19 protein-coding genes are annotated in these 18,849 nt (G+C 72.0%); 8 read left to right on the top strand and 11 right to left on the bottom strand.

Features of this window, described 5'->3' with window-relative positions:
* Nucleotides 1–4: 4 nt before the first annotated feature.
* Together GQ466_RS06915 and GQ466_RS06910 are read right to left on the bottom strand one after the other, a co-directional pair.
* The gene (locus tag GQ466_RS06915) at nt 5–502 is read right to left on the bottom strand and encodes an HIT family protein (RefSeq protein ID WP_161101874.1); all 498 of its coding nucleotides are present in this window, start codon (nt 500–502) and stop codon (nt 5–7) included.
* Nucleotides 503–837: 335 nt separating this feature from the next.
* Nucleotides 838–1,533 (bottom strand): alpha/beta fold hydrolase, encoded by a 696-nt coding sequence (locus GQ466_RS06910; protein WP_161101873.1) that lies wholly within the window; start codon nt 1,531–1,533, stop codon nt 838–840.
* Between the two features lie 177 nt (nt 1,534–1,710).
* Between GQ466_RS06910 and GQ466_RS06905 the strand changes: the two genes are divergently transcribed.
* The 6 genes from GQ466_RS06905 to GQ466_RS06880 are packed head-to-tail and all read left to right on the top strand — an operon-like array spanning nt 1,711 to nt 6,271.
* The gene (locus tag GQ466_RS06905) at nt 1,711–2,013 is read left to right on the top strand and encodes an urease subunit gamma (protein WP_161101872.1); all 303 of its coding nucleotides are present in this window, start codon (nt 1,711–1,713) and stop codon (nt 2,011–2,013) included.
* 10 nt (nt 2,014–2,023) lie between these two features.
* Complete coding sequence (locus GQ466_RS06900) at nt 2,024–2,329, top strand: urease subunit beta (protein WP_161101871.1); 306 nt, start codon at nt 2,024–2,026, stop codon at nt 2,327–2,329.
* A complete protein-coding gene (locus GQ466_RS06895; protein ID WP_161101870.1) occupies nt 2,322–4,043 on the top strand; it encodes an urease subunit alpha in 1,722 nt (573 codons plus the stop codon). The genes GQ466_RS06900 and GQ466_RS06895 overlap by 8 nt, the downstream gene beginning before the upstream one ends.
* Entirely contained in the window at nt 4,043–4,816 is a 774-nt protein-coding gene (locus tag GQ466_RS06890) for an urease accessory protein UreF (protein WP_161101869.1), read from the top strand. The genes GQ466_RS06895 and GQ466_RS06890 overlap by 1 nt, the downstream gene beginning before the upstream one ends.
* 10 nt (nt 4,817–4,826) lie before the next feature.
* Nucleotides 4,827–5,498, top strand: a complete 672-nt coding sequence (gene ureG, locus GQ466_RS06885; RefSeq protein WP_161101868.1) for an urease accessory protein UreG — start codon at nt 4,827–4,829, stop codon at nt 5,496–5,498.
* Nucleotides 5,495–6,271 (top strand): urease accessory protein UreD, encoded by a 777-nt coding sequence (locus GQ466_RS06880; protein WP_161101867.1) that lies wholly within the window; start codon nt 5,495–5,497, stop codon nt 6,269–6,271. The genes ureG and GQ466_RS06880 overlap by 4 nt, the downstream gene beginning before the upstream one ends.
* Before the next feature lie 128 nt (nt 6,272–6,399).
* Here GQ466_RS06880 and GQ466_RS06875 read toward each other — a convergent pair whose 3' ends face one another.
* Complete coding sequence (locus GQ466_RS06875; protein ID WP_161101866.1) at nt 6,400–6,888, bottom strand: MerR family transcriptional regulator; 489 nt, start codon at nt 6,886–6,888, stop codon at nt 6,400–6,402.
* Nucleotides 6,889–7,022: 134 nt separating this feature from the next.
* On the opposite strand from GQ466_RS06875, the gene GQ466_RS06870 reads away from it, so the two are divergent.
* Entirely contained in the window at nt 7,023–7,880 is an 858-nt protein-coding gene (locus GQ466_RS06870; protein WP_161101865.1) for an LLM class F420-dependent oxidoreductase, read from the top strand.
* A 287-nt stretch (nt 7,881–8,167) separates the two neighbouring features.
* Here the strand turns inward: GQ466_RS06870 and GQ466_RS06865 are convergent, their stop codons facing one another.
* The 7 genes from GQ466_RS06865 to ppdK form a co-directional block, all read right to left on the bottom strand.
* Entirely contained in the window at nt 8,168–8,614 is a 447-nt protein-coding gene (locus GQ466_RS06865; RefSeq protein ID WP_161101864.1) for a carboxymuconolactone decarboxylase family protein, read from the bottom strand.
* A gap of 64 nt (nt 8,615–8,678) precedes the next feature.
* On the bottom strand, nt 8,679–9,566 hold the full coding sequence (gene sigJ, locus GQ466_RS06860) for an RNA polymerase sigma factor SigJ (RefSeq protein WP_161101863.1): 888 nt from the start codon (nt 9,564–9,566) through the stop codon (nt 8,679–8,681).
* The gene (locus GQ466_RS06855; protein ID WP_337193346.1) at nt 9,539–10,000 is read right to left on the bottom strand and encodes a GtrA family protein; all 462 of its coding nucleotides are present in this window, start codon (nt 9,998–10,000) and stop codon (nt 9,539–9,541) included. The genes sigJ and GQ466_RS06855 overlap by 28 nt, the downstream gene beginning before the upstream one ends.
* 73 nt (nt 10,001–10,073) lie before the next feature.
* Nucleotides 10,074–11,246: an MFS transporter gene (locus GQ466_RS06850; RefSeq protein WP_161101862.1), complete on the bottom strand. Its 1,173-nt coding sequence runs from the start codon at nt 11,244–11,246 to the stop codon at nt 10,074–10,076.
* A gap of 39 nt (nt 11,247–11,285) precedes the next feature.
* On the bottom strand, nt 11,286–12,626 hold the full coding sequence (locus GQ466_RS06845; protein WP_161101861.1) for a deoxyguanosinetriphosphate triphosphohydrolase: 1,341 nt from the start codon (nt 12,624–12,626) through the stop codon (nt 11,286–11,288).
* Nucleotides 12,627–12,639: 13 nt separating this feature from the next.
* Entirely contained in the window at nt 12,640–13,425 is a 786-nt protein-coding gene (locus GQ466_RS06840; RefSeq protein WP_337193345.1) for a YdcF family protein, read from the bottom strand.
* Between the two features lie 102 nt (nt 13,426–13,527).
* The gene (gene ppdK, locus GQ466_RS06835; RefSeq protein ID WP_161101860.1) at nt 13,528–16,218 is read right to left on the bottom strand and encodes a pyruvate, phosphate dikinase; all 2,691 of its coding nucleotides are present in this window, start codon (nt 16,216–16,218) and stop codon (nt 13,528–13,530) included.
* 307 nt (nt 16,219–16,525) lie between these two features.
* Between ppdK and GQ466_RS06830 the strand changes: the two genes are divergently transcribed.
* Complete coding sequence (locus GQ466_RS06830) at nt 16,526–18,403, top strand: glycoside hydrolase family 15 protein (RefSeq protein WP_161102443.1); 1,878 nt, start codon at nt 16,526–16,528, stop codon at nt 18,401–18,403.
* 64 nt (nt 18,404–18,467) lie between these two features.
* Here the strand turns inward: GQ466_RS06830 and GQ466_RS06825 are convergent, their stop codons facing one another.
* On the bottom strand, nt 18,468–18,773 hold the full coding sequence (locus GQ466_RS06825) for an SCO4225 family membrane protein (protein WP_161101859.1): 306 nt from the start codon (nt 18,771–18,773) through the stop codon (nt 18,468–18,470).
* Nucleotides 18,774–18,849 lie beyond the last annotated feature (76 nt).

Genomic DNA, 18,849 nt, shown 5'->3' with positions numbered 1-18,849 from the left:
CGGTTCACCGCCAGGCGTCGGGGTCGCAGTTGGGCGCGGCCCGGCGGATCCCGCCGCGCGGGTCGTCCACGTCGCCGTGATGCCTCGGGATGAGGTGGATGTGCAGGTGGTCGATCGACCGCCCGGCGGCCTTTCCTTCGTTGACGCCGATCGTGTACGCCTCGGGAAAGTACTTGTCGTCGAGCCGCAGTTTGGCCTCGCGCAGCAGCGCGTAGGCGCTCACGACCTCGCGCTCGTCCAGGTCGAAGAACGATTCGACGTGCCGCTTCGGCACGATCTCGACATGGCCGGGATTGGCCGGGAAATTGTCGTAACGCGCGTAGAACGATTCGTTCTCGCACATCACCGTGTTGATCTCGGGGTCGTCCTGCCGGCAGAAGATGCAGTCGGCGGGCCGCACTCCGGTGTGCGCGTCTCCCGGCCTTTGGCGGCGGCGTCGCAACCGGCCGAGCAGATTCCGCACGCCGTTCGATGTCCCGCCCGGATCTTTCGCGATGAGCATTCTCTCCCCTGACGCCAGGCATTCGGGTGGCACGCGGTCACCGGCGCGCGGGCGACGTCGGCCACCGCGCCCCAGATCCTAGTGACCCGTCCTCGCCGTCCGAACGCGAACGGTTACATCACGGCAGCGGATCCGCAGATCAGCGGGGATTTCCCCGGTGTCACAACTGTCGTTTTCCACCTACCTTGCCACCGTACGACCCTGGCGTTTCGGACGGCAAGACGGAACGCGACCGCACGGCCGGTAACTTTTTCCCGTCGGACGCGCGGAGCGAGCATTTCTCCGAACCTTCCCGGCGGCGGAAGATGTCCCGAGTTTCCCGGTCTCGTCGCCGGTCAGGCGACCAGATTCGTCCGGTACGCCTCCAGTCGTTCCACGAGTTCGGCGGGACGCGCCAGCGCCGGGAGATGCCCGCCGTCCATCTCGTCCGGGACGATCCCGAGCCGCTCCCGGACGACGCGGCGCTGGAACGCGGCGGGGAACATCCGGTCGTCGCGGCAGAGCAGGAACCGCGTCGGGACGTCCGGCCAGCGCTCCAGCGGCCACGGATCGTGGAACGGCCGTCCGGCCTGGCCGCGCTCGGGCCGCGCCAGCACCTCGGCGCGCACGTCGGGCGGAAGGTCGTGCAGGAAGCCGGTCTCGATGTCGAACGGGGCGTCCGGGTCGCGGCCGGAGCGCTCGTCCGACGCGCGCCGCGCGGCGGGCTGGCCGGTGTTCTCCCACCACTCCCCGGCCGTCTCCCCCGGCGCGGGCACCATCGCCGCGACCAGCACCATGAGGTCCACCGGCACGCGCTCGCAGACGAGCGGCGCCGTGAAACCCGCCATCGACTGCGCGACCAGGACCAGGCCGGTGCGGTCGCCGATCGCGTCCACGACCGCGTCGGTGTACGCGGCGAGGCCCGCGGTCTCGTCGTCGGACGGCAGGTCCGGCGCGACCACGGCGTGGCCGCGCGCCCGCAGCAGCGGAGCGACCCGGTTCCAGTACCAGGAATCCGAGGAGGCTCCGTGGATCAGTACGTACGTCGTCATCATCACTCCTTACCCCGCTGTTCACGACCTTCCGGCGGGGCGGAAATCATCGCTACGCTGCACGTCGTCCGGGTGCTGGAGCGTCCGAATGACAGTCGTGTTTCCGATGTGAAATGCCTGTTAAATAGGCGGTCGCGCCATTCCCGCCGCAGGTCAGGGCGCACTAGCGTCGGGCGGGTGCTGATCTCACCCCACGAGCAGGAGCGCCTGCTGATCCACGTGGCCGCGCGCGTGGCCCGGGAGCGCCAGGCGCGCGGGCTGCTGCTGAACCATCCCGAGGCCACCGCGATCATCGCCGTCCACCTGCTGGAGGGCGCCCGCGACGGACGGTCGGTGGCCGAGCTGATGGAGTCCGGCCGCACCGTCCTCACCCGCGAGGACGTGATGGAGGGCATCCCGGAGATGCTCGACTCCGTCCAGGTCGAGGCGACGTTCCCCGACGGCACCAAGCTCGTCACCGTCCACCGGCCGATCCCGTAAGGAGCGCGGCATGGTTCCAGGAGAGATCGTGACGGGGGACGCGCCCGTCGAGCTGAACCCCGGACGCCCCCGGGTGACGCTCACCGTGACCAACACCGGCGACCGGCCCGTCCAGGTCGGCTCGCACTACCACTTCGCCGCCGCGAACGCCGCGCTGGAGTTCGACCGGGACGCGGCGCGCGGCACCCGGCTGGACGTCCCGGCGGGCACCGCCGTGCGGTTCGAGCCTGGCATGACGGCGGAGGTCGCGCTCGTCCCGCTCGGCGGGCGCCGCGTCGTCCCGGGCCTGCGCGCGGGCGGTGGCCTCGATGGCTGAGCTGACGCGCGCCCGGTACGCCGAGCTGTACGGCCCGACCGCCGGGGACCGGATCCGGCTCGCCGACACCGACCTGTTCGTCGAGGTCACCGAGGACCGCAGCCGCGGCCCGGCGGGGGCGGGCGACGAGGCGGTGTTCGGCGGCGGCAAGGTCATCCGCGAGTCGATGGGCCAGGCCATGGCGACCCGCGCCGAGGGCGCCCTGGACCTCGTCATCACCGGCGCGGTCGTCCTGGACCACTGGGGGATCATCAAGGCGGACGTCGGGATCCGCGACGGGCGGATCGTCGCGCTCGGCAAGGCGGGCAACCCCGACACGATGGACGGCGTCCACCCCGATCTGGTCATCGGCCCGACCACCGAAGTCCTCGCGGGCAACGGGCGGATCCTGACGGCGGGCGCGGTGGACTCGCACGTCCACCTGATCGCGCCGCAGCTCCTGCCCGAGGCGCTCGGCGCGGGCGTGACGACGATCATCGGCGGCGGCACGGGACCGGCCGAGGGCACGAAGGCGACGACGGTCACGGGCGTCTGGTACCTGCACCGCATGCTGGAGGCGCTGGACGGCTGGCCCGTCAACGTCGCGCTGCTCGGCAAGGGCAACACCGTCTCGGCGGACGCGCTGTGGGAGCAGCTCCGCGCGGGCGCGTCCGGGTTCAAGCTGCACGAGGACTGGGGGTCGACGCCCGCCGCGATCGACGCGTGCCTGCGCGTCGCGGACGCGTCCGGCGTGCAGGTCGCGTTGCACTCCGACACGCTGAACGAGGCCGGGTACGTGGAGTCGACGCTCGGTGCGATCGCCGGACGTTCCATCCACGCCTACCACACCGAGGGCGCGGGGGGCGGGCACGCGCCGGACGTCATCACGGTCGCGGCGCATCCGAACGTGCTGCCGTCCTCGACGAACCCGACGCGTCCGCACACCGTCAACACGCTGGACGAACACCTCGACATGCTCATGGTGTGCCACCACCTGAACCCGTCGGTGCCCGAGGACCTGGCGTTCGCCGAGTCCCGGATCCGGCCGACGACGATGGCGGCCGAGGACGTCCTGCACGACCTCGGCGCGATCTCGATCATCGGCTCGGACTCTCAGGCGATGGGCCGGATCGGCGAGACCGTCCTGCGCACCTGGCAGACCGCGCACGCGATGAAGCGGCGGCGCGGGTCGCTGCCCGGCGACGGCCCGGCCGACAACCTGCGCGCCCGCCGCTACGTCGCCAAGTACACGATCAACCCGGCGATCGCGCACGGCCTGGACGGCGAGATCGGCTCGGTGGAGCCCGGCAAGCTCGCCGACCTCGTGCTGTGGGACCCGGCGTTCTTCGGCGTCCGGCCGCACGTCGTCCTGAAGGGCGGCATGATCGCGTGGGCGGCGATGGGCGACGCGAACGCCTCGATCCCGACGCCGCAGCCGCTGCTGCCGCGCCCGATGTTCGGGGCCGCCCCCTCGGCCGCCGCCGCGACGTCCCTGCACTTCGTCTCCCCCGCCGCCCTGGACGACGGCCTGGCCGAGCGACTGCCCGAGGTCCGCCGCGCGTTCGTCCCCGTCAAGGACACGCGCCGCCTGGGGAAAACCGACCTCCCCCTGAACGACGCCCTACCGGACATCCGCGTGGACGCCGACACCTTCACCGTCACGATCGACGGCGACGAGATCGAACCCGCGCCCGCCGCCGAACTGCCGATGGCGCAGCGGTACTTCCTGTTCTGATGGACGCCTCCCTGCTCCTGCTGGCCGACGCCCGCCTCCCGGCCGGCGCCCACGCCCACTCCGGCGGCGTGGAGCCGGCCGTCACGGCGGGCGCGATCACCGACGTCCCGACCCTCCTGGCGTTCCTGCACGGCCGCCTGACAACGTCCGGCCTGGTGACCGCCGCCCTGGCCGCCGCCGCGAACACCCACGCCACCCACGAACTCGGCACAAGGACGCCGGACGCCACCGCGTCCAACACCATCGCCGCTCACACCCACTCCGGGTGCGGACGCCGCGCGGCGGCGAACGTCGCTGCCGGCGCGGGGGTCGGTGGCGGGTGGGAGGTGTTGGACGGTGAGGCGGACGCGCGGACGCCGTCGCCGGCGCAGCGGCGCGCGTCGCGGGCGCAGGGACGGTCGCTGCTGCGGGCGGTGCGGGCGGCGTGGCCGTCGCCGGTGCTGGACGCGCTGGTCCCGCTCGGGCCGCACCATCCGGTCGTGCTCGGCGCCGCGACGGCGGTGGCGGGCGGCGGGCCGCGTGAGGCGGCGTCGGTCGCGGTGTTCGGGACGGTGAGCGGGGGCGCGTCGGCGGCGGTGCGGCTGCTCGGTCTCGACCCGCTCGCCGTCCATGCGGCGCTGGCCGGGCTCGCGGACGTCATGGACGCCGTGGCGGCCGAGGCCGCCGGGTACGCCGGGCGGCCGTGGGCGGAGTTGCCCGCCGCGTCCGCGCCGGTGCTGGACCTGGACGCCGAGCGGCACGCGCGCGCGAACCTGCGACTTTTCGAATCCTGAGGAGGACGTTATGGGCGGACATTTCGGACACGGACACGACGTCCACGACGCCGCGCCCGTGCGGGGGCGCGCGCTGCGGCTCGGCATCGGCGGCCCGGTCGGCAGCGGCAAGACCGCGCTGACCGCCGCGCTGTGCCGGGCGCTGCGCGACGAGCTGGACCTCGCCGTCGTGACCAACGACATCTACACGACCGAGGACGCCGACTTCCTGCGCCGCGAGGCCGTGCTGTCCGACGACCGGATCACGGCCGTCCGGACGGGCGCGTGCCCGCACACCGCGATCCGCGACGACATCTCCGCCAATCTGGACGCGGTGGACGCGCTGGAGGCCCGGCACCCCGGCCTGGAGCTGGTGATCATCGAGAGCGGCGGCGACAACCTGACCGCGCTGTTCAGCCGGGGCCTCGCGGACCGGCAGATCTTCGTGCTGGACGTGGCGGGCGGCGACGACGTCCCGCGCAAGGGCGGCCTCGGCGTGGCCGCCGCCGACCTGCTGGTGATCAACAAGACGGATCTGGCCCCCTTCGTCGGCAGCGACCTGGACCTCATGGCATCGGACGCGGCGCGGGTGCGCGACGGGCGCCCGGTCGTCCTCAACTCGCTGCGGACGGACCCGGCCGCGACCGAGATCGCGCACTGGGTCCGCGCGGCCGTAGGCGCGGCACACGCGGCGGCCTCATGACCCGCGGCTACGCACCGCGCGCCGCCGTCACCGCCGAGGCGGACGCGTCCGGCCGCACCCGGCTGACACGGCTGCGCTCGGACGGCCCCCTCGCCGTCCGAGCCACGCCCGACGCCGTCTACCTGGTAGGCGCGGCAGCGAGCCCGCTCGGCGGCGACGACCTAAAACTGGACCTGACCGTCGGACCAGGCGCCGTCCTAGCGATCCGATCGTCAGCGACAACCCTGGCACTCCCCGGCGCGGGCGAGTCGCACATGACCGTCCACGCGTCGGTCGGCGCAGCCGGCCGACTCGACTACGCACCCGAGCCGACCGTCGCGGCGCGCGGCTGCCGACACCGCGCAACGGCCGTGGTCGACCTGGCGGCGGACGCCACGCTGCGCTGGCGCGAGGAACTGATCCTCGGCCGACACGGCGAGGCGCCCGGACGCCACATGAGCCGTTTCGACGTGACGTGCAACGGCCGCCCACTGCTGCGCCACGAACTCATCCTGGACGACCCGGCCGTGTACAACTCGGCAGCCGTGCTGGCCGGCGCCCGCACAGTCGGCAGCATCCTGCTCGTCGACAGCAACCTGCGCCGCGAACCCCACACCGAAGACGGCCTGGCAGTGCTACCACTGGCGGAACCAGCCGTCCTGATCACAGCAACGGCACCGGACTCAACCCTCCTCCGCCGCAGACTCCACACAGGCGAAACGATCGCCCGCACGCAAACCCCACCCGACACCCCCGCCCCCACACTGGCGACCATCGCCGCACACCCGGGCTAGCACCCCCGCGCTCGCACCTCTGCTCAGATCGCTGCCGACGCCTCACCGCAGTCTCCGCGACGCACAAAGCCGACGCACGGGCCAGCGCGCGCTCACACCCGGCTAGTACCCCCGCGCTAGCACTGCGTTCAAACCCCGGCTGACGCGCCCGCAGGCGTCCCCGCCGACGCTCCTGCGGGGGCTCCTGCCTGCGCGCCTGCGGGGGCTTTCGCCGGTGTCTCGGCGGGCGGTGGCGTGCGCTTGGGTGAGCAGGCGCCTTCCAGGGTGCCGCTGTAGAGGGTGATCTTCCATTGGATCTGGCGCTGCTGGGCGCGGAGCTTGGCGATCTCCGCCTCGACGCGTCGGTCGTGGTCCCGTAGCAGTTCCAGCCGGTCGGCGACCGTTCCTTCGCCGCCGCGCGTCAGCTCCGCGTACCGGACCATCTCTGCCAGCGGCATTCCGGTCTCGCGCAGGCAGCGGATCATGTGCAGCCAGCTGAGGTCGTGGTCGGTGAACACGCGGCGGCCGGCCGTGTCCCGCGCGATGCCCGAGAGGAGGCCGATCTTCTCGTAGTAGCGCAGCGTGTCGAGGGAGAAGCCGCTCTTCTCTGCGGTCTCCCCCGGGGTGTAGGACGTCACGCGCCCACCTTTGTGCTGGAGTGCGCTCCAGGTCAAGCGGGAAGGTCCACGGGCGACGGACTTGACCTGGAGCGCGCTCCAGGTCGCAGAGTGGAGCCCGTCAACTCACGTCGGCCGTTCAGAGAGGAACGCGCATGCGCGTCGGTCTGCAAGTGCCCAGCTTCACCTCCTTCGGCGACCGCATCGGCCCGGAGTTCGCCCGCATCGCCCGCGACGCCGACCAGGGCGGGCTGGAGTCGCTCTGGGTCATGGACCACTTCTTCCAGATTCAGCAGGTCGGGGCGGCGGACGAGCCGATGCTGGAGGCGTACACCACGCTCGGCTACGCCGCCGCCCTGACCGAGCGGATCAAGCTCGGCACGATGGTCACCGGCGTCATCTACCGCAACCCCGCGCTGCTGGTGAAGACCGTCACGACGCTCGACGTCCTGTCCGGCGGACGCGCCTACCTCGGCATCGGCGCCGCGTGGAACGACGAGGAGTCGCGCGGCTACGGGTTCGAGTTCCCGCCCGTCGCCCAGCGCTTCGAGCAGCTCGAAGAGGCGCTGCGCCTCGCCCACCAGATGTGGAAGGGCGACGAGAAGCCGTTCGAGGGCGAGCACTACCGCGCGGACCGCCCGCTGAACGTCCCGGCGGCGGTGTCGAGCCCGCACCCGACCGTCCTCATCGGCGGCTCCGGCGAGAAGAAGACGCTGCGGTTCGTCGCCAAGTACGCCGACGCCTGCAACATCTTCGACTCCGAAGAACTGCCCCGCAAGCTCGACGTCCTGCGCGCCCACTGCGACACCGAAGGCCGCGACTACGCCGACATCGAAAAGACCTCCCTCTCCATCACCGACGGCTCGGTGCAGCACGCCGTGGACACGATCGGCCGCCTCGCCGAGGCCGGCATCGACCACGTGATCTTCTCCCAGGCCACCGGCCAGGACCTCGCACCCGTCCTCGCCGAGGCCCACGCCCAGGTCAAGGACCTCGTCCCCACCGGCCGCTGACCCACCCCACCCGGACCGCCACTCGCTCCCGCCGACACACGCCGAAGCGCTCCCGCACAAGCGTCCGGCATCCGCCGCCGGGGCTCACGCACTGGCCGGAGCCCCGCCCCGCGCAACCGCGCGGCGCCCGGTGCCCGGGGGCAGGTACGGGACGGGGCCGTCCCGCCCGCCCGTGCGGCGTCCGCCGCCGGGGGGCGCGTATGGGGCGGAGTGGTGTCTCGTGTGGGCGGGCCGCGTCCAGTGCTGGGGTGGGTGCGGGCCGAGCGCCTTTCCGTGTGCGGTGTGGGTCAGGTGCGGATTGGGGGGCGGTTCTGGGTGGGGACGCTGATGCGGTTGAAGGCGTTGATCAGGGCTACCGCGCCCACCAGGGCGCCGAGTTCTTTTTCGTCCAGGTGGCGGGCTGCTTCGGCCCAGACGTCGTCCGGTACGCCGTCGTCGCCCAGGCGGGTCGCGGACTCTGTGTAGGCGAGGATCGCGCGTTCTCGGGCGTCGAACAGTTCGGACTCGCGCCAGGCGACGAGTTGGAACAGTCGGTCGTCGGTCTCGCCCATCTCCTTGAGTTCGTACACGTGCATGTCCACGCAGAAGACGCACTGGTTGATCTGTGAGGCGCGGAGTTTGGCCAGGTGGTAGAGGCGGGTGTCGAGTGGGCCTTCGCACAGTGCGCGGTCGGCCTGGATGAACGCGCGGTACACGTCGCCCGCGGCGTGGCCGAAGTCGAGCCTTCGTCCCATCGTTCTCCTCCTTCAAGGTGGTCTCACCTTGAAGACGACACAGGCCGCCCGAATGTGAGGTCCCTCAGCGAGAAAGATGCCCCAGCTTCGCCGGGTTGAGGACGCGCCGGTAGGCGACGATCCGGCCGTCCGCGACGGTGACCGTGTCGACGCCGATCACGCGCCCGTTTCGGACGATCAGGAACCCCGGCTCGCCGTTGACCTCCGCCGGGGTGAGGGTCAGCGTGTTGCGTCGTGTCACCCTCACCAGCACTCGTGCGACGCGCTCCATTCCGGAGATGATCTTGCGGGCGGCGAACAGGCCCTCGGCGGCGCCGCCGTCGGTGGTCAGCGTCGCGTCCGGGTCCAGCAGGGCGAGCATCGCGGTCTCGTCGCGGTTCTCGTAGGCCGCGCGGAACTGCGCCAGCACCCGGTCGCGCTCGGCGGCGGGCGCGGCCGGACGGTGCCGCGCGGCGACCTTCCGCCGGGCGCTCGCGGCGAGTTGGCGGCACGCGGCGGCGGACCGTCCGAGCACCGCACCGATCCGCGCGTAATCGACCGCGAACGCCTCGTGCAGCACGAACGCGACCCGCTCGGCAGGGGTCAGCTCCTCCAGGACGACCAGCATCGCGGTGCCGACCGTCTCGTCCAGCAGGACGGGTTCGGCGGCGTCCGGCCCGGTCAGCAGCGGTTCGGGCAGCCACGGCCCGACGTAGTCCACCCGGCGCGCGCGGGCGGACGTCAGCACGTCCAGGGCGCGGCGCGCGGCGACGGTGACGAGCCAGGCCCGCAGGTCGCGGACGTCGCCGAGGTCGCGGGACGCGGCGCGCAGCCAGGTGTCCTGGACGACGTCCTCGGCGTCCGCGACACTGCCCGTGATGCGGTATGCGGCACCGAACACGGCCGGTCGGTGCGTCGGCCACTCGCGTTCCAGCCGCGGGTCCGTCACGCGACGGCCGGAGTGAAGATCCATTTCCGGTAGGACCAGTAGCGGAACCAGGAACCCAGCGCCATTCCGCCGACGAGCGCGGCGTTGTACGAGACGCTGCCGTGCAGGTTCAGGACGTAATAGGTGAAGCCGGTGCAGAGCACCTGGATGACCATGCCGACGCCGTTGAGGCCGAAGAACAGGGCGAACTCGCGTCCGGTCCCGTCACTGTCGCGGTGCCGGAAGGTCCAGTGCCGGTTGAGCAGGTAGGACGTGATCGTCGAGACGACGGTCGGGACGATCACGCTCGTCAGCGGCCCGCCGCCGAGCACGTGCCGCAGCACGTTCGCGCCCCCGATGGTGATCACCGTGCCCAGGAACCCAACGAAACCGAACGTCAGGAGTTCACGGGCGAATGTCCGGTAATCGGACAGCGTTTTGACCGTTTTGACCGGTCTCGACCGCTGCAGGGTGCTCACTCGCCCAGACCTTACCCGAGCGGCGGAGGCGCCCGAGAGGTTACCCCGGGGAAAAAACGATCAGTACGGAAGGTCACCGCCGGGCGGACGAAACGGCGCCCGCGAGCACCGCGATCGTCCCCGCCAGCACCACCGGGACACCCAGCGCCCACCCCAGCCCGACCCCTTCGGCGACGAACCCGATCACCGGCGGACCGCCCAGCAGCCCGAGATACCCGAGCGCCGTCACCCGCGAGATCCCGGCGGCGGCCGGCACGCCCGGCAGGTTGCCCGCCGCGCTGAACGTCACCGGCGCGACCACCGCGACGCCCAGCCCGAACAGGGTGAACCCGGCGACCGCCGCGACCGGATGACGCGCCAGCAGCCCCGCACCGAGCCCGAGCGCCGCCACCAGAGAGCCCGCACGCAGCACCGCCACGGCGCCGAACCGCGCCACCACCCGGTCCCCCGCGACGCGGCCCAACGTCATCGCGACCGCGCACCCGGCATACCCGAGGCCGGCCGCCCCAGGGCCCGTCCCGAGCGTCTCGCGCAGGTAGACGGCGCTCCAGTCGCCCATCGCGCCCTCCCCCACGAACGAGCAGAGCGCGATGACGCCGAGCACGAACAACGCCGCCCGATGCGTCCGCACAGAACGCGGCGGCCCGGACGCCACGGGCGACACCTCGGCGGAACGATCCAAAAGCGGACGGCAGAACGTCCAGAGCAGACAGAGGATGACCGCCGACGCCACCGCCAGATGCAGCGGCACCGGCACCCGCGCCTGCGCGGCGGCCGACCCCGCGAGCGCCGACGCCAGCGCCCCGACGCTGTAGGACCCGTGCAGCCCGGACATGATCGGCCGCCGGTACGCCCGCTCGACCGCGACGCCCTGCGCGTTCATCGCGACGTCCATCAGCCCGAGGGACGCACCGAACAGCAGCAGCGCCGCCAGCAGCCACCCGAGGTTCCCGCTCAGCGCGACCAGGAACGGCGCGACGGACGCGACCGACCCGGCCCCGAGCACCACCGCCCGGCTCCCCCACCGCGCCACGCACCAGCCCGCCGCGCGGACGGCGCACGCCACCCCGAGCGGCGCGCCGAGCAGCGCCACGCCGAACACCCCGGCGCCCAGCCCGAGGTGCTCCTTGATCTGCGGAATGCGCGGCAGCCACGCCGCCGAGATCAGGCCGTGGACGGCGAACGCCGAGGTCACGGCGCCGCGCGCCCGGCGCGGCACCGTCGTGGAGATCGTCCGGGCCACCATCGTGACCGACGGTACCCGCCCGCGAAACGGACGAACGACTCAGGGCGCCGCGATGATCGTCGCGTTCCGTCCGGCCGTCAGCGCGGCGTGCCGGGCGATGGCCGAGGTGTCGGTCAGGGACGCGATCTGGTCGATGACGGCCCGCAGCCGCGCCGCGTCGTCCGCCGCGCCGGTGAACGCCTCCCGGAACGCGGGATCGAGCGTCGCCGGGGCGCCCGCGAGCATCAGGTCGGCCAGCTCCAGCACCAGTTCCCGCTGGCGCGCCCGCTCCCGCTCGTGGCTGATCCAGACGTAGTGCGCCGTGATCCCCTTGAGCACCGCGCACTCCAGCCGCTGCGCGCGCGGGACGATCAGCTCCGCCCCGTACCGCGTCAGCCGCCGGTCGCCGAACTCGTGCCGCGTCGCCTTCTCCGCGGCCAGGCAGAACCGGCCGATCAGCGAGCTGGTCAGGTTCTTCAGCGCGGCGAGCGAGCGGGCGGTGCCGTCGTAGCGCACGGGCCAGTACGGCTCGGCGAGCAGCGCCGTGAACCGCTCCTCCAGCTCGGCGGGCTCGGCGACCAGCGGGGACGCGGCCCGCTCGGGACGCCGGGCGCGCGGCACCGGGTGCTCGCCGGACCGTTCCGTGCAGTACAGCTCGACGGCCGTCGCCGCGACGGCCCGGCGCTCGGCGGGGTCGGCCAGCAGCGCGACGTCGATGTGCCCGGCGACGAACGCGTCCTCCAGGTCGTGGACGGAGTAGGCGACGTCGTCGCTCCAGTCCATGACCTGCGCCTCGAAGCAGGTGCGGTCGTCGGGCGCGCCCTCCCGGATCCACCCGGCGTAGTCCATGTCGTCCTGGTAGACGCCGAATTTCCCATTCACGGCGTTCGCCTGGGACCACGGGTACTTCATCGCCGCGTCCAGCGACGCGCGCGTCAGGTTGAGCCCCACGCTGCGGCCGTACATCGGCGGACCGTCCGGCGCGAACGACTTCGGCTCCAGCCGCGTCAGCACCCGCAGGCTCTGCGCGTTGCCCTCGAACCCGCCGCAGGCGCGCGCGACCTCGTCCAGTGCCGCCTCGCCGTTGTGCCCGAACGGCGGATGCCCGATGTCGTGCGACAGGCAGGCCGTCTCGACGACGTCGGGATCGCAGCCGAACGAGCGGCCCAGCTCCCGCCCGATCTGGGCGCACTCCAGCGAGTGCGTGAGCCGCGTCCGCAGGCTCTGGACGTTGTTCTCGGGCTCGGCGCCGGGCGAGGCGACCTGCGTCTTGGCGGCGAGCCGCCGCAGCGCGGCGCTGTGCAGCACCCGCGCCCGGTCCCGCTCGAACGCGCCCCGGCCCCGCCGCTTCGGCGGTTCGGGCGCCCAACGCCGCCGGTCGCGGTCGGAGTAGTCGTTCATGGTCCTGCCCAGCCTAGCGGGGCCGGGGCGACTGCTCCGCGGGGTCGGTGATCGGCGCGTTCTCGATCGTCTCGCCCGGCACGCGGACGCTCTTGCCGAGCAGCACGTACGACAGGTACGCGCCCGTCTCGCGGACGATGTAGTGGAACTGGGTGTCGCGCGTCTGGACGCTCGGCCCGCTGCGCGTCGGCGAGGACGCCGCCGTGATCCCGTTGTCCTCCGCCATCTTCTTGGAGCGCAGCCCGTGCCACGGGTCGGTGACGATCACGCCGGACGACCAGTGCCGCTGCTTGTAGACGCGCCCGAGCGCCTGGAAGCTCTGCAGCGTGTCCCGTCCGGACGGCACCGCCACCACCTTGTCGGCCGGGACGTGCCCCTTCTCGACGAGCCAGCGCCGTCCCGACTCCGCCTCGGTGTAGTTGTCGCCGGGCGCCTTCCCGCCGACCGTGACGATGCGCGGCGCGACGCCGAGCCGCCACAGGTCCAGCGCGTGCTGGAGCCGCCACTTCAGCGTCGGCGACGGGACGCCGTTGTACTGCGCCGCGCCCAGCACGATGATCGTGTCCGAGCGGGGCCGCTCGTCCTGGCGGGCCTGGTACCAGACGCGCCAGCACACCGCGAGCGGCGTCAGCACGACCGTCGCGAGCACCGCCGCGATGATGATCATGCTGATGCCGAACACGCGGGACCGCGGTCGCCGCCGCCGCTTGCGTCCGCCGTCGTCGTCGGAAGGGCCGGATTCGTCGTCCCACCGGTCCGGGTCCGGTGTCTCGATCTCCATCGTCATCGCACTCGCCACGGTAGTCAGACGAGCGCCGGACCGTTGCCGGTTCACGCGTGCGGGCACCCGGTTCGACCGGATTGTGTCACCCGGCCGCCGGAGCGGCCGGGTGACCGACGCTCAGCGGTGGTCGCTGCCGACCGCCTCGATCGCGGCGCGGCCCGCCTCCAGCCGCGCCACCGGCACGCGGAACGGCGAGCAGGACACGTAGTCCAGGCCGACCTCGTGGCAGAAGTGGACCGAGTCGGGGTCGCCGCCGTGCTCGCCGCAGATGCCGAGCTTGATGCCCGGCCGCGCCCGGCGCCCCTCCTCGGCGGCGATCCGGACGAGCCGTCCGACGCCGTCGCGGTCCAGGGTCTCGAACGGGGAGACGCCGAAGATCCCGAGGTCGAGGTAGCGGGAGAAGAACGCTGCCTCGACGTCGTCGCGGGAGAAGCCCCACGTCGTCTGGGTGAGGTCGTTGGTGCCGAACGAGAAGAACTCGGCGGCCTCGGCGATCTGCCCGGCGGTCAGCGCGGCCCGGGGCAGCTCGATCATCGTGCCGATCAGGGCCGGAACGTCCACGCCGGTCTCTTCCGCGACGTCCGCGAGGACCTTCTCGGCCTCCTCCCGGACGGCCTCCAGCTCCTGCACCGCGCCCACTAGCGGGATCATGATCTCCGGCCGTGGGTCGCCGCCCGCCTTCCGCCGGTCGGCCGCGGCCTCGGCGATCGCCCGCACCTGCATAGCGAAAAGTCCGGGAATCACCAAACCGAGCCGCACACCTCGCAAACCCAGCATAGGGTTCTGCTCGTGCAGCCGACGGACCGCCTCCAGCAGCCGGCGGTCCTTCGGGTCGGCCGCGTCGCCCGCGAGGGCCAGCTTGACCGCCAGGTCCGTCAGATCGGGGAGGAACTCGTGCAGGGGCGGGTCGATGAGCCGGATCGTCACCGGCAGCCCGTCCATCGCCGCGAAGATCCCCGTGAAGTCCTCCCGCTGGAGCGGTTCGAGGGCGTCCAGCGCGGCCTGCCGCTCCGCGCCGTCCTCGGCGAGGATGAGCTGCTCCACGAGCTGCCGCCGGTCGCCGAGGAACATGTGCTCGGTGCGGCACAGGCCGATGCCGCGGGCGCCGAAGCGGCGCGCCCGCGCGGCGTCCTCGGGGGTGTCGGCGTTGGCGCGGACGCTCAGCCGCGCCGCCGCGTCCGCGTGCGCCATGAGCCGGTCGACGGACGCGACCAGCTCGCCGCCGTCCTCGGCCGACAGCTCGCCCTCGAAGTACTGCACGACCGGCGAGTGCTTCACCGGCACCTCGCCGAGGTAGACGTCGCCGGACGTCCCGTCGATCGACACGACGTCGCCCTCCCGGACGACGACGCCGCCGGGCGCGGTGAGCGTCCCGGCCTTGACGTCGACCTCCAGCTCCTCCGCGCCGCACACGCACGTCTTGCCCATGCCGCGCGCGACCACGGCGGCGTGCGAGGTCTTGCCGCCGCGCGAGGTGAGCACGCCGCGCGCCGCGACCATGCCGGCCAGGTCGTCGGGGTTGGTCTCGCGGCGGACGAGGATGACGTCCTTGCCCTGAGCGGCCAGCTCCACGGCCCGCTCGGAGGTGAAGACGGCCGTGCCGACGGCCGCGCCCGGCGAGGCGTTCATGCCGCGGGTGAGTCGGGTGACGCCGTCGAGCCGCGCGTCGTCGAAGCGCGGGAACATGAGCTGCGCGAGCTGGTCGCCGGTGACGCGCTGGGCGGCCTCGTCGGCGTCGATGAGCCCCTGGTCCAGGAGCTGGCAGGCGATGCGGAACGCCGCGGCGGCGGTCCGCTTGCCTACTCGGGTCTGGAGCATCCACAGCTTGCCGCGCTCGATCGTGAACTCGATGTCGCACATGTCGCGGTAGTGGTTCTCCAGCGTCTCCATGATCTGGAGCAGCCGGTCGTAGGACGCCTTGTCGATCGTCTCCAGCTCGGTCAGCGGAACCGTGTTCCGGATGCCCGCGACGACGTCCTCGCCCTGCGCGTTCTGCAGGTAGTCGCCGTAGATGCCCTGCTGGCCGGACGCGGGGTCGCGCGTGAACGCCACGCCGGTGCCCGAGTCCAGGCCGAGGTTGCCGAACACCATCGAGCAGATGTTCACGGCGGTGCCGAGATCGACCGGGATGCGCTCCTGCCGCCGGTACAGGATGGCGCGCTCGGCGTTCCACGAGTCGAAGACGGCCTTGACGGCCAGGTCCATCTGCTCGCGCGGGTCGGACGGGAACGCGCGGCCCGCCTCGTCTTGCACGATGCCCTTGAAGGTCGCCACGAGGCCGCGCAGGTCGTCGGCGGTGAGCCCGGCGTCGTCGGTCGTGCCGCGCGCCTTCTTCGCCGCCTCGATCGCGTCCTCGAACAGCTCGCCGTCGATGTCCAGGACGGTCTTGCCGAACATCTGGATGAGGCGCCGGTAGGAGTCGTAGGCGAACCGCTCGTCCCCCGCCTGAGCCGCGAGGCCGAGGACGGAGTCGTCGTTCAACCCGATGTTGAGGACGGTCTCCATCATCCCCGGCATGCTGAACTTCGCCCCGGACCGCACGCTCACCAGCAGCGGGTCGGACGGGTCGCCGAGCCGCTTGCCCATCGACGACTCCAGCGCGGCCAGGTGCGCGTCGATCTCGTCCTGCAGTCCGGACGGAACGGTCCCGTGCTCCAGGTAGTGCCGGCACGCCTCGGTCGTGATGGTGAAGCCGGGGGGAACCGGCAGGCCCAGGTTGGTCATCTCGGCCAGGTTGGCGCCCTTGCCGCCCAGCAGGTCCTTGAGGTCTTTGTTGCCCTCAGTGAAGTCGTACACGAACTTTGGCACGGGGAGCTCCTTCTCGCTCCGATGATGACCAATCGGGGGGACGGGAAACCCGCGTCCGGCACGCCGCCTCATCGCGGCCGGCCGGTCGCGGACCTCGTCTCCCGTTGGCGGGGACTGTACCCGCGTGGCGGTGATCTTCCGCCCGCCCCCCGCCCCAGGCTGAAAAAGACCAGGTCAGACCACCTGTAGTGGTCTATTCCACTAGCGGCGATCCGCGACCGGACGGGGCACAGATCACGTCCCGGGACGGAGTGCGCATCGCCATCGAAAGGGAATGATGGATCAAGGAGGTGAGGTTGTGAGGCCGATGGTCGCCGGTGGCCGGGCGGGGGATCCGTTCGCCCCGATCGCCGATTACGGGTTCCTGTCCGACTGCGAGACGACGGCCCTGGTCGCGCCGAGCGGGAACATCGAGTGGATGTGCCTGCCGAAGATGGACTCGCCGAGCGTGTTCGGGTCCATCCTCGACCGTGACGCCGGATACTTCCGGCTCGGTCCCGCCGGTGTCGAGGTGCCCGCAGCCCAGCGCTACATCCCCGGCACGATGGTGATGGAGACCACGTGGTGGCTCCATGGCGGGTGGGTCGTCGTGACCGACGCGCTGCTGATGGGTCCGTGGCACCACGAGACGGAGCGGTCCCACACGCACCGGAGGGCGCCGACGGACTACGACGCCGACCATGTGCTGCTGCGCATGATCCGGTGCGTGAACGGCCAGGCGCAGATCCGGCTGGACTGCATGCCGGTGTTCGACTACGGGCTCACGCCGGCCCGCTGGGAGCACACCGGGCAGGGCTACCACGAGGCCGTGGCGCGCGGGAACGGGATCAACCTGCGGCTCAACACCGACCTGAACGTCGGGTTCGAGGGGTCGCTGGCCACGTCGCGGACGCTGCTCAAGCAGGGCGACGCGCGGTTCGTCGCGCTGTCGTGGAGCGAGCACGCGCCGCCCGCCGACTACGCCGAGGCGCACGAGCGGCTGGTGTGGACCGTCCACCACTGGCAGCACTGGCTGGACCGGGGCCAGTTCCCCGACCACCCGTGGCGCAGCCACCTGCAGCGCAGCGCGCTCACGCTCAAGGGCCTGACGTTCGGGCCGTCCGGCGCAGTCGCGGCGGCGGCGACGACCTCGCTGCCCGAGACGCCCGGCGGTGACCGCAACTGGGACTACCGCTACACGTGGATCCGCGACTCCACGATGGCGCTGTGGGCGTTCTACACGCTCGGATACGACTGGGAGGCCAACGACTTCTTCTACTTCATCACCGACGTCGCCGAGGCCGCCGAGGGCAAGCTCCAGATCATGTACGGCCTGGACGGACGGGAAGAACTCCCCGAGTCCACGCTCGACCACCTCAGCGGGTACGACAACGCCCGTCCGGTGCGCATCGGCAACGAGGCGTACATGCAGGCGCAGCACGACGTGTGGGGCGCCATCATCGGGTCGATCTACATGTTCGTGCGCAAGCGCGACCGCCTCGACGACCGGCTCTGGAAGATCGTCGTGAAGCAGGTCGAGGACGCGCTGGAGAACTGGCGGACGCCCGACTGCGGCATGTGGGAGGTGCGCGGGGAACCGCAGCACTTCACCTCGTCCAAGGTGTTCTGCTGGGTCGCGGCCGACCGGGGCGCGCGGCTCGCGCGGATCCGCGGCGACCACGGCCGCGCCGAGCGCTGGCAGCGCGCCGCCGACGAGATCCACGCCGACGTCCTCGCCAACGCGGTGGACGAGCGGGGCGTGTTCGTCGCGCACTACGGCGCGGACGCGCTGGACGCGTCGGCGCTGCTCATCCCGCTCCTCGGCTTCCTGCCCGCCGACGACAAGCGCGTTCGGGAGACCGTCCTCGCCATCGCCGACGAGCTGACCGAGGACGACCTCGTCCAGCGGTACCGGGCCACCGAGACCGACGACGGGTTCGAGTCGGAGGAGGGCACGTTCACCATCTGCTCGTTCTGGATGGTGAGCACCCTCGTCATGATCAACGAGCTGGACCGCGCGCGGACGCTGTGCGAGAAGCTGCTGTCCTACGCCAGTCCTCTCCAGCTCTACGCCGAGGAGATCGACCCGCACACGGGCCGCCAGCTCGGCAACTTCCCGCAGGCGTTCACCCACCTCGCGCTCATCAACGCGGTCATGCAGGTCATCCGGGCCGAGGAAGAGGAGCGCCGTCCCGGCCTGATGTAAGAACGCGTCCCCTGTCCCACCCCGACAGACGAAAGCGCTGGGGCTTCCCCCACAAATGGAAGCCTCAGCGCCCCCGCCGATTCCACCGCCCCCCGATGAGAACCCGCAGCAGCCCCGCCTGCACGAACCCGCTCGCCACCAACATCAGCACCGGAAGCCCGGGCTTGAGGCCGTCGAGGGAAGCACCGAAAAGGGAGTCCGTCACCCCGGTCACGACCGCGCCCAGCGGCAGGGTGACGAGCAGCAGCCAGAGGGCGCTGAGCCCGGAATCATCGGTTCTCAGCTCGATCACCGCGTCGACCGCCACGGCGATGACCACCACCGCGTAGCCGCCCGCCACCAGGGCCGCCGCCCGCGCGCGCTTCGTCATGAGGACAAGGCTGGCGGACGGCGTTCCCGGTCGCCTGAGTACGCGTACTCAAATCCGGGGCGTCCGTGGACGCCCC

The sequence above is a fragment of the Actinomadura rayongensis genome (genome assembly GCF_009831215.1).
GTDB lineage: Bacteria > Actinomycetota > Actinomycetes > Streptosporangiales > Streptosporangiaceae > Spirillospora > Spirillospora rayongensis.
Note: the sequence above shows the minus strand (reverse complement) of the source record. Positions and strands in the feature narration are given on the sequence as shown.

Excerpts from the sequence above, each read along its gene's own strand:
- GQ466_RS06915 (WP_161101874.1), bottom strand. The coding sequence starts at position 502 with ATGCTCATCGCGAAAGATCCGGGCGGGACATCGAACGGCGTGCGGAAT.
- GQ466_RS06910 (WP_161101873.1), bottom strand. The coding sequence starts at position 1,533 with ATGACGACGTACGTACTGATCCACGGAGCCTCCTCGGATTCCTGGTAC.
- GQ466_RS06900 (WP_161101871.1), top strand. The coding sequence starts at position 2,024 with ATGGTTCCAGGAGAGATCGTGACGGGGGACGCGCCCGTCGAGCTGAAC.
- GQ466_RS06895 (WP_161101870.1), top strand. The coding sequence starts at position 2,322 with ATGGCTGAGCTGACGCGCGCCCGGTACGCCGAGCTGTACGGCCCGACC.
- GQ466_RS06890 (WP_161101869.1), top strand. The coding sequence starts at position 4,043 with ATGGACGCCTCCCTGCTCCTGCTGGCCGACGCCCGCCTCCCGGCCGGC.
- ureG (WP_161101868.1), top strand. The coding sequence starts at position 4,827 with ATGGGCGGACATTTCGGACACGGACACGACGTCCACGACGCCGCGCCC.
- GQ466_RS06880 (WP_161101867.1), top strand. The coding sequence starts at position 5,495 with ATGACCCGCGGCTACGCACCGCGCGCCGCCGTCACCGCCGAGGCGGAC.
- GQ466_RS06870 (WP_161101865.1), top strand. The coding sequence starts at position 7,023 with ATGCGCGTCGGTCTGCAAGTGCCCAGCTTCACCTCCTTCGGCGACCGC.
- GQ466_RS06865 (WP_161101864.1), bottom strand. The coding sequence starts at position 8,614 with ATGGGACGAAGGCTCGACTTCGGCCACGCCGCGGGCGACGTGTACCGC.
- sigJ (WP_161101863.1), bottom strand. The coding sequence starts at position 9,566 with ATGGATCTTCACTCCGGCCGTCGCGTGACGGACCCGCGGCTGGAACGC.
- GQ466_RS06850 (WP_161101862.1), bottom strand. The coding sequence starts at position 11,246 with ATGGTGGCCCGGACGATCTCCACGACGGTGCCGCGCCGGGCGCGCGGC.
- GQ466_RS06845 (WP_161101861.1), bottom strand. The coding sequence starts at position 12,626 with ATGAACGACTACTCCGACCGCGACCGGCGGCGTTGGGCGCCCGAACCG.
- GQ466_RS06830 (WP_161102443.1), top strand. The coding sequence starts at position 16,526 with ATGGTCGCCGGTGGCCGGGCGGGGGATCCGTTCGCCCCGATCGCCGAT.
- GQ466_RS06825 (WP_161101859.1), bottom strand. The coding sequence starts at position 18,773 with ATGACGAAGCGCGCGCGGGCGGCGGCCCTGGTGGCGGGCGGCTACGCG.